Source organism: Persicitalea sp., assembly GCF_041751555.1.
GTDB lineage: Bacteria > Bacteroidota > Bacteroidia > Cytophagales > Spirosomataceae > Persicitalea.
Map to the genome: position 1 here is coordinate 1 of NZ_JBGSXF010000551.1, position 10,289 is coordinate 10,289.

Annotated in this window: 5 protein-coding genes; 2 read left to right on the forward strand and 3 right to left on the reverse strand. The window is 51.6% G+C overall.

Annotation, left to right across the window (positions count from 1 at the left end):
* Nucleotides 1–1,674 (forward strand): M12 family metallo-peptidase (locus ACEW8P_RS19810; protein ID WP_373514806.1); only part of this gene is annotated, 1,674 nt, incomplete at its 5' end.
* Between the two features lie 73 nt (nt 1,675–1,747).
* Here ACEW8P_RS19810 and ACEW8P_RS19815 read toward each other — a convergent pair.
* Nucleotides 1,748–4,558: a M16 family metallopeptidase gene (locus tag ACEW8P_RS19815; protein ID WP_373514807.1), complete on the reverse strand. Its 2,811-nt coding sequence runs from the start codon at nt 4,556–4,558 to the stop codon at nt 1,748–1,750.
* Nucleotides 4,559–4,753: 195 nt separating this feature from the next.
* Nucleotides 4,754–5,215, reverse strand: a complete 462-nt coding sequence (locus ACEW8P_RS19820) for a DUF2147 domain-containing protein (protein ID WP_373514808.1) — start codon at nt 5,213–5,215, stop codon at nt 4,754–4,756.
* Nucleotides 5,216–5,247: 32 nt separating this feature from the next.
* On the opposite strand from ACEW8P_RS19820, the gene ACEW8P_RS19825 reads away from it, so the two are divergent.
* A complete protein-coding gene (locus ACEW8P_RS19825; RefSeq protein ID WP_373514809.1) occupies nt 5,248–5,679 on the forward strand; it encodes a hypothetical protein in 432 nt (143 codons plus the stop codon).
* A 91-nt stretch (nt 5,680–5,770) separates the two neighbouring features.
* Here the strand turns inward: ACEW8P_RS19825 and ACEW8P_RS19830 are convergent.
* On the reverse strand, nt 5,771–10,289 hold a 4,519-nt coding region (locus ACEW8P_RS19830; RefSeq protein WP_373514810.1), incomplete at its 5' end, for a translocation/assembly module TamB domain-containing protein.

Consider the following 10,289-nt stretch of genomic DNA (forward strand, 5'->3'; position numbering starts at 1 on the left):
GTTCTCGATACGGTGCGAACTCCTGCAAAAATCTCCGGTGGACGACTGGCCGTGAACGACTGCCGAAAAGTGGAAATTTACTTTGAAGCCGATTACAAGCTCTATCAGGACTGGGGAAGCGACATCTCTTACATCACCAATCGGCTTTCCAGCATTTTCAATAATGTAGCTACCCTTTACGCCAATGAAGGAGTAAAAATAGAATTGAGCGGAATCCTGGTTTGGGATACGCCGGACCCTTACGCCGGAGCGGGGAGCACCACTTCTGCTTTGCAATCGTTCAAAACTCGCTGGAACAACATGGGGAATAATTTTAACGGCGACATTGCCCATCTCATTTCGGCCCGCAATCTGGGTGGAGGACAGGCCTCCCTTACCATTAGAAATGTTCCCGTGCAAAACGCCTACGATCTGGCTTCGGTATTCGACAAGCCGTCGGGTCGTAATTCGGCCTACGGCGTAAGCGGAAATTTTAGCGACACCAGTACTCCTCTGCCCAGCTACTCCTATGAGGTGTACATTCTGGCTCATGAGCTGGGTCATAATTTCGGTTTACCCCACACGCACTCCTGCATTTGGAGTGGCGGACCGATCGACAATTGCGCTACGACTGAAAACGGCCCCTGTCCGGCGGGACCGACGCCCACCAACGGCGGTACGATCATGAGTTATTGCGCCAACCTAGCCAATGGATTTGGCCCACAGCCTAGTGCCAAACTAAAATACGAGGTATTGGTGGCCGACAATTTGCGGAACCCAGGAATAAATCCACCCACTATTTCGCCCGCTGCCGTGACCGTAGTGCAGGGACAAAGTACTACCCTGACCGTCTCGAACTGCTCGGGTACGGTGGTCTGGAATGATGGCATTACGACGGGACTCAGCCGAACAATCACCCCGACATCCTCCTATTCGTACGAGGCATCCTGCTCCGTAAGTAATTGCCTGAGCGCTCCCGCCTCAGCCGTTGTTACGGTCACCTGCGCCACGCCGATTGCCTGTACGGTGGCAGCACCCAGTGGACTCAGTCCTTTCTTCGGCATTAGCTCTTTTTCGTTGGACGCCATTTCTACCAATAACACTTTCGGATCACCGGCTAATCTGGGAACGAACTACGAAGACCTAAGTTGTCAGCAATCAGCCTTGCTGGCGGCTGGTACTACTTATGCTTTCAGTCTGACGGGTACTTTCAATAACAGTTCCTACGCAAAGATCTATATCGACTACAACGCCAACGGGCAATTCACGGATGCCGGAGAACTGGTGTACAGCGGTGGAAACGCTAATTCTCACTCCGGCAATATAACAGTACCCACTTCGGCAGTAGCCAATACGTCACTTCGGATGCGCGTACTATTTGATCCCAACTCCTCATCCACCTCGTGTAATTTAGCAGGAACCGGCAATGGGTCGGGGAAAGCCAATGATTATGCTGTAACAGTTACCGGAACTACCTGCCCACCGGGTTTGCGCGAAACCGTACAATCAGGTGACTGGGATGATCCTGCAGTGTGGAGTTGCGGTACTTTGCCCGTTGCCTCCGATCTTGTGAAGATAAGTGCGGGACACGTAGTTTCTTTGCCTTCCGGCTATACGGCAGACGCTTTATCTATTGAATTGTTGGGTACTTTGCAATACGGAGCCAATGCGACGGTGCGGCTGAAGCAGCCGTAAAAAAGCCGCAAAAACGCCCAGTCTGAAAAACTTTGCGTCCTTGCGGCTTTGCGAGAAAAAAACTACCTGCCTCTTACTTCTTCGGATTCCCACCCATCGAAGCGGGCGCGTTGTCTTTCTTAGGCTGATCCTTCCGGGCCTTTTCGAAGTCTCCAGCTTTGATAACCGTAATCTTGTCGTAGTCTATATACTTGGCAGCAGCGGCTTTGACGTCGGCGGGCGTGAGGGCTTCGATCTTTTTCTCGAAGTCGGCATCCCAATTCATCGTGCGGTCCAGGTAGAGGTTATTGCTAAGCGTACTAGCCAGCGAAGCATCCTGCGCCCGACTCACCTGCCGCTGCTGCAAGTAGCCCGATTTGGCTGCCTTTAACTCTTCGGCGGTAAAGCCTTCCTTCACCGCTCTGTCGATTTCCTCCTTGAAGGCTTGCTCCAGCTTCTCCGCGTTCTCCGGCGCGTAGATGGCGTAGGCCAGGAAGCTACCATTTTTATCCAGAGAGCTGGCGTTGAACTGTGAGCCAACACCGTAGCTCAGTCCGTCTTTCTGACGGATGCGCGTGGCAAGGCGCGAGTTGATGAAACCGCCGCCGAGCATAAAGTTGGCCATCACTAACGCGGGATAGTCATTGTCGCTGTCTTGCAGCGGCATATTCAGCCCCGCCACAAACATCGAGTTCGCTTTGTCCGGGGTCTCGAACGATTTATTCTGCGCCACTACCGCCTGGTAGGGCGAAGCGATACGCGTAAATGGCTTCGCACTTTTCCAGGAGCCAAACTGATTGTCGATAATTTTCTGAATTTCATCTTTGTCAAAATCACCCACTACGGCGATGGAAGCATTGTCGGCACCGTAAAAATCTTTATAAAACTGCTTCACCTGGTCGATGGTGGCGCCTTTTAAATCGGCCACGTCTTCGTCAAAAGTAGCCACGTACCGGATGTCGCCCTTTGGATAAGGTGAGGTCACGCGGCGGTACTCGTTGATGGCGATGGCCTGTGGTTCACTGCGCTGGGATTCGATTTGTGCCAATTCCTCCTGCTTCAATTTCTCAAATTCGGTGGCGTCGAACGACGGGGTTTTCAGCACATCGGCTACCAGTTTCATTACGGCGGGCAGGTTCTCACGGGTCGTTTCGATATTGACCCCGGCCTGGTTGTTACCGCCGAAGAAATTTACGCGGGCATTCAGGCGGTCAAACTCGTCCTTAATCTCCTGGCGGGTTTTGTCCTTTGTGCCCTTGTCCAGCATCGAGGCCGTAAGACTGGCGATGGTGCCTTTGTTCATCAGGCTTCTCTCGTCACCCAGCCGAACTGTCATTCGGGCGGCAACTACGTTGCCACGCGTCTGCTTGGGCAGCAGCGCTACCTCAATGGCATTGGCTTTCTCGATGCGCGTCGTGCGGATTTCGATGTTTTCAGGCGAGGGATCGAAGGCTTCTCCCTGCGCCATAGCGGCTTCGCCTTTGTATTCCTTCACGAGGGCCATTACATCTGGTGCCTCGGGTACTTCGGTGCGGTCGGGCTTGGCGGTGGGAATAAAGGTACCGACGGTGCGGTTGGAGGGTTTCAAGTACTGCTGCGCCACACGGAAAACATCGTCGGCGGTCACTTTGCGGACATTGTCGCGGAATAGGTAAGCCATCCGCCAGTCACCCACGGCAATATACTCGCTGATGCCTAGCCCCACGCGCTCCGAGCTACGGAATTGCAGATCCCAGTTTTTTAGAATGGAAGCTTTGGCCCGCTCTACGTCCTCAGCTGAGGGCTTCTTCATCGCGGCGGAATCCAGCGTGGCCAGCATGGCGGCGCGAGCTTCGTCCAGTGAATTTTCTTTCAAAACCTCAGCTCCGAAATAGACGAATCCAGGATCGTGCAGTGCGAAGCCGAAGCCGTACTGGCTCGATGCTTTCTTGGCATCCACGAGATTTTTGTAAAGTTTCCCGTTTGGCTCGGCGGTAAGTACTTCCACCAGTACATCCATGGCGGGGTAGTCCGGGTGCGAACCGGGCATAATGTGGTAGGCGCAGGCGACCATCTGCACATCGCCCGTGCGGCGCACGGCGGCAAACCTTTCACCATCCTGAGTAGGTTCTACGGTGTAGCTGACGGGTAGTTTGCGCGCGGGTTTGGGAATTTTACCAAATTTTTCCTGAATAATCGCCAGCGTTTTCGCCTCGTCGATCTTTCCCGAAACGGTCAGCACGGCGTTATCGGGCTGGTAGTACTTTTGATAAAAAGCCTTGAGATTGTCGATAGGGACGTTCTCGATATCGGAGCGGTTGCCGATGGTAGTTTTGCCGTAGTTGTGCCACTCGAAGGCAGCGGAGGCTACGCGCTGCAGCAGCACCCTAAACGGATTATTTTCGCCCGACTCGAATTCGTTGCGCACTACACTAAATTCGCTTTCCAAATCCTTTTTGGCAATGTAAGAATTCACCATGCGGTCAGCTTCCAGGTCGAGCGCCCATTTCAGGTTTTCGTCCGTCGCCGAGAAAGTCTCGAAGTAGTTAGTACGGTCGTACCAAGTAGTGCCGTTGGGACGCGCGCCGTGTTCGGTCAGTTCCTGCGGAATGTTGGGGTGGCCGGGCGTTCCCTTAAAAACCATGTGTTCCAACAGGTGAGCCATTCCCGTCTCGCCGTACCCTTCGTGCCGCGAACCGACCAGATAAGTCATGTTGACGGTAGCGGTGGGCTTGGAGGGGTCGGGAAACATCAGAATTTTCAGCCCGTTGTCCATCTGGTACTCGGTGATGCCCTCGACGGAAGTGATTTTCTTCATCCCCTCAGGGACATCCTGGGCCTCGACTTGCGGAATAGCGATAAGGGCAAATAAACTAGCTCCTAGCGCGTACCGTAATGGTTTAAGCGTATATTTTGCTCGGTTCATAAATTTAAGATTAGGTTTGTTTGTCGATTTAAGTTATAAAACTAGGAAGATGCCAAGTGGATGACAAACGGTTAGTGATAAGCGGCAATCAAATTATGAGTGATGAGTGATGAGTGATGAGTGATGAGTGATGAGTGATGAGTGATGAGTGAATTTAAAGATATGTGACAATAATTCATCATTCATAATTCATCACTACTTAACCCGCTGCCACGTATCCGTTCTGCCCAGGAGTGAGAAACCGACGTAACCACGCACGTCCAACGTGTTGTCGTCGCGTAGGGTCATTTTACAACTGTACTCCTTGCCATTTTCAGGGTCATAGATTTTCCCCTCATCCCAGACATTATCGCCATCGTAGCGAAAATCCCGTAGATTTACCAGGCCAAGTAGCGGCTGATCCCGTTTTTTGGGATTAGGATTGCTGATATCCGTTTTGGGGTTTCCCGTTTTGGGATCATTCGGTTCCTGCAACCAAACGATCTTGCCAAAATATGCATTTCCCTGTTTGTAGATTTGCACCCGGCCCTTTTTGGAACCAGTTAGCCAAGTACCAATTACGGCGTCAGGATTGTCAGCCGGTATGAAGGAAGATGAAGTGATCAGTAATAGTAAAAGGGGCAGAATTAAATAAAAACGACTTTTCCCAGTTCTCATTGATAAGTATTAAGATTTTTAAAAAATTGATTTTGTCAAAAACACTAACGACTGGAACAGCCATTATGGTGCAGAAACGAATTTTAGGGGTATTCTCTTTCCTGATAACTACCCTATTGGTGACGGCTTGTTTCCGGCCAAATATCCCTATTTCTACGGGTACGGTTTATCCCATCGACGTATTCATGGAAGGCCAGTCACCCGACCGCCCTTTTTCTGAAATCGAGTGGGTATCTATCAGCCAGGACGACACGCTGAGCGCTATTCAAAAAGACCCAAAAAACCGCATGACGGCTCGCGGCAACGACGCCCAAACCAAGGAACTACTCACCGCCCGCCTCGTCCTGAAAGCCCAAAAACTAGGCGCGGACGCCATCATGAAGGTAAACTACCAATATTATACCTCCGCCACGATGGAAGGCTACACGATGAAAGGAATGGCGATAAAGTATCGGGGAGATTAAATTAATGAGTGAATGAGAGATTGAGTGAATATTGCTATCGCCCGCTATACTTATTCTCTCAATCTCTCATTCACTCATTCTCAATTTATACCTACCGTTTCGATGTCAACCGAGAAGTATCCGAATCAGGGACTTGCTCAGTTGGCATTCTGATTTCCGGCTTGGGGAGAGGTTTGAAGCGGTTGAAGCTATGGGTGAACTGCATACTCACGCCGCCGGTGGTGATGGCGTTGCTGAGCAATAGGGCATTTTGGATGTTACGGTTGTAAGCTTTCAGGCGAACGTTGCCGCTTTGGGCCAACCAATATTCCAGTGTCCATTCGCCCAGCAGGCTGGTAGCGTTGAACTGTGTGGCTCCGGCCTGGGTCGTGCCGTAAGCGAAGCGTCCGTCGCGGGTGATGCGGAAACGATCGTTGAGGAAACGATAGGAAAGACGGAGTTGCAGGTTGTTGAAGGTACTTTGATCCAGCGTAAGGCCCGATACGCCCACTTCCAGATTCTCGTTCAGCGCCGAGGCCCAGCGGCTGATTTGGTTGGATACCAGTTCGCTGAGGCTATTGCCGAGCAGGGTAGTTCCCTGACTGGCTTCGCCCAGCAGCACATCTTGTGGACTTAGAAGCTGATTGAACAAAATCAAACTACTGACCTGTCGGCTCAATTCCTGCTCGTTGCTGCGCAGACGGTTTTCGAATGCCGCCACCGCCGAGCGGTACTCACCGGAAGACGGGTACTGTTTCACCGCCAAGTTATAGGCTATAGTTGGCGTCAACAGGCGGTCGGTAAGCGCGATAGTGACCTCCACCGGATAACGGCGCGTGAGTTCGCTGCTATTACCCGTGGCCCTGCTGAGCAGGGCCAATTCGGGCAGCACGGCCAGCGAAGTCATCTGCGTATAGCTGGCCTCAACATTCAGCAAAGCATCGTAAGGATCGCCCGACCAGGTAATTCGACTTCCGGGATTAATGGTAAATTTCTTGTTCAAGGCATTCTGGAAAGTGAAGGTGTAATCGCCGCGGTCGATTTCGTAGTTTCCAGTCATCGTGAAATCGCCCTTCGTATCGGCCTTCATGTTCAAAAGCCCCCTACCATAGGCCTTGATGATATCACCGGCCTGACGATCGAGCTGGATTTCGCAGTAGGCGTCGGGCGTAATGTTGAAGTTAAAATCCATTTTCACTCCGCCCAGGCTGGCACGCTTGCGGGCCACTCCCGCGGCTTCCAGACTATCTTCAATGACCTTTTGGCTCACGAATTGAATGTACTCCTGCGTCGCCACTTCGGTGGGGCCGTCGAGCGGAATGTACATCCGCGTACCTTTATTGCTGGTGACGGTGGCTGTAATATTGAGATTGTCGATCGGGCCGAACAGTCCAGCCTTGCCCGTTACGTAAGCCGTTCCGTAAAAAAGATCGTTGTCTTTTTCAGTTGTGTTCAGGATTTTGAAGTTACGCAGGTCGGCGTCAAAGTCCAGCGAAAATGCCCGAAAACCCCTATGATAGACACCGCCCGAAACCGAAGCCGTGTTGCCGTCTGCATCCGTCACAGTCATGTTTTTGGTCGAAATCTCATTTTCGGTGAATGTTACATTATCACTAAACGACAGCATCGACTGCAAGTAATCGAACTGCAATTTTCCATTCTCCACTTTGACCTGCCCGTTCACAATCGGATGCCGGGGCGTACCGCTGATTTTCAAGGCGCCATCTACCCGACCGCTCACGTTCGTTACGAGTTCCTCACTGAACGGCTCGATCATCTTCAACTCCGAGCGGTCAAATATTGCGTTCAGGTCGAGCGAATTCTTTGCCTCTTCGGGGTTGAATGTTCCGGTAAGGGCAAAAACGCGTGATTGGTTTCGATCCAGATGCGCCTCCAGATTGAACTGTTCGATCAGTTGGTCCCATTCACCCCGTCCGCTCATATTGCCCAATGCGTAGTTATCGTAACTCAGGTTCATTATGCTGAAATGGCCGTTGACCTCGCTCAAATTGGCGCGGTCACGTAGCGTAGCTGCACCGTCCATCACGCCCCCCAATTTTGTTTCCAGCACGGGATTGAGCGTGGCCAGTTGCAGACTGTCAATTTCAAATAACAGATTCCGACTGGAATCGGCATACATTTCGCCATCCAGCGAAACGCGTTGTTTGTCATGAACAAGGGCCAGATTTTCGAAGGTAGTTTTTTGATTGAGAATCGAGATGAGGTTGTTGGGATTTAACTCCCATACCTCATCGAGCAGCACCAGATTCGAGCGGGTTAGGTGCAAGTTCAAACCTGAGGGCACGAATCGCAGGTCGCCGTTCAGGTTGGCCTCGTTGGTACTTTTGGCTTGATGGAGGTCGCTGCTGAAATGAATATGATCCTGATCCCAGGCGGCTTCTACACTGAGCCGCTCAGTGGGTGCCAGAACGCTGATTTTGTGCTCCTTGGATGTAATCAAAGCCGAGGCCAGTACTTCAGCGTTGTTCACAAACTTGGAAGTAGTTATGTCAAGCTCATTCTCAGAAAACTGGCTGTCGTCCACTTGCACACTATCGGCCTTGACGTTGAGTGTGATGAAAGCCGTATTCCCCATTCGCAACACCCCCTCGGCGTGGCTGTTGGGGGAAATGTATATGTTAGGCCGCAGAAAGTCGAGTAGCGGCGTTAAGTTATGGCCGTCGGCTTCGTAATTAATGGTATATAGGCGCGGCGTCACGGTATTCATCTTTTCGGCGTAATAATCGTCGCGCTCCTCCTGGTCGCCCAAGAAATAGAGTTGGTACTCTGTGAGCAGCCGGGACAGGTCTTCCCCCGCTTCGCTCAGCACGAAGTCACCGTTCATATAGGCAGACAAGACGTCACTTCGAACATCGATAGTGCGTTCGTTGGCGATTTGGGAGGAAGTAATCAGCAGACTGTCCAAAGCCAGAGTCCTTTGGTTGAGCGGCGTGGACACCGAAACGTGCTGGAAGAAGGCACGGCCTACCAGTTCGTCACCCGTATTGCCCTCGACCTGCGCGTCGATGCGGGTTCCGATAACGAGCGGCTGCCGCGAGAATCCCAACTCCATTAGATTAGCATTCTCCAAGATTCCTTGAAAATCGAAACGGTTTTTAGGGTTAGCCAGGTCGATTTCCCCGTCAAGAATGAAGGTCAGGTTGGGGTCGCGGGAGCTAACCTGCCCACCGAAATAGGCTTTCTGCAAATTTCCCCGCAACTGCACATTTCGATAGTCGTAGTTGCGAAAGCCCACGCGGTTAACGGTAGCATTCAGATTGGCCCTGGCCGTGGAAATATCAAAGCCTGTACCATTGAGCTTACCCGAAAAATCTAGTTTCTGCAATTTCACGGGGTCATCGAAAAGAATCCCCAAATCCAGATCGGTAGTTTTCAGCAAGCCGTTATAGGTCGAAGTGTAGCGATCTTTAATGTGAAAAGCCATGTCGGTGTCCAACTCGCCGATTTCGGTTTTCACGCGACTTTTAAGGTCGAATTCCTGCGCAGTTCCCCGGAACGTGCCATCAATGGCGACCAAGCCGAACTTTTTAAAGGTTTCGTGCAAATCCGTTTCGGGGTAGTATTGCACGATATCGTTGGTTTCGATGCGCGAGCTTTCCAGCTTGAAGTCCATCGTAGTGCGGCTGAATTCCGGCAGGCCTTTGAACCCAAATTTACCAGCCAAGCGACTCCCTTTGCCGAAGCGTAGGTTTGTGTTATTTACGACAAAATCATGCACCGACCCGTCAAAGTCCCCCGACACACGCCAGGTTTCTTTCAAAGTCAGCAGGTACTCATGAAAAAGTCCGAGATCTTCGGCATAGACGCGACTGTCGCGAAAATGCGCCACCATACGTACTTCCTTGTTGAAATCACCGAAGGCGGAGGGATGGTCGTAGTTAAAACTGAGGTAGTTAAACAGGTATGAGCCACCAATGTACGCGCTGAGTTCGGCCAGTTCGGTTTTCTTGGCGCAGTACATGAAACGTGTGTCGAGGTCATGGACTTTCAGGGAACTCTGACGGTCGATGGTCGTCAGGTCGTTAGCTACAAATTTGATCGTATCGCCCAGTACCAGGAAGTCTTTTAGATTCGCGTTGAGGTGTTGTAGCTCGAAGTGGTAGTAGTCAAAAACACTGGATTTTTTGTTGTAAGGTTCGCGCGGATCATCGTAGTGAAAAGCCCCCTCTGTGAGCGTGGCTTTGCCAATCGTGAAAGGAATATTCTGGTCGGGAACGTAGCCCGTCGTGTCGCCTGAGTTGGTCATCTCGTTGATGCGCGCGATGAACAAATCCATGTTCGTGTCGCCTGAATTAGTCTTGACCAGCCGCACTTCGGGACGATAGACGTTCACCTCGTCCAGATGAATCTCGTGGGCGGCGTTCGTCAGAATATTCCGGATGTCGAAATTAATATCCAGCCGACCGACGTCGATCATGCGCTGGTTGTCAGGACTTCGCACCGAAACATTTTCCAGCGAAACGACATCGAACCACTTGATGTTGATCTTCTCAACCGATAGCGGGTAACCCATGCGGGCGGAGAGTTCGCGCACGGCGAATTCAGTAGCCCATGTCTGTACAGTCGGAAACTGGAAGGCGATGGTCGCGACCCCAAACGCGAAGAGCGTC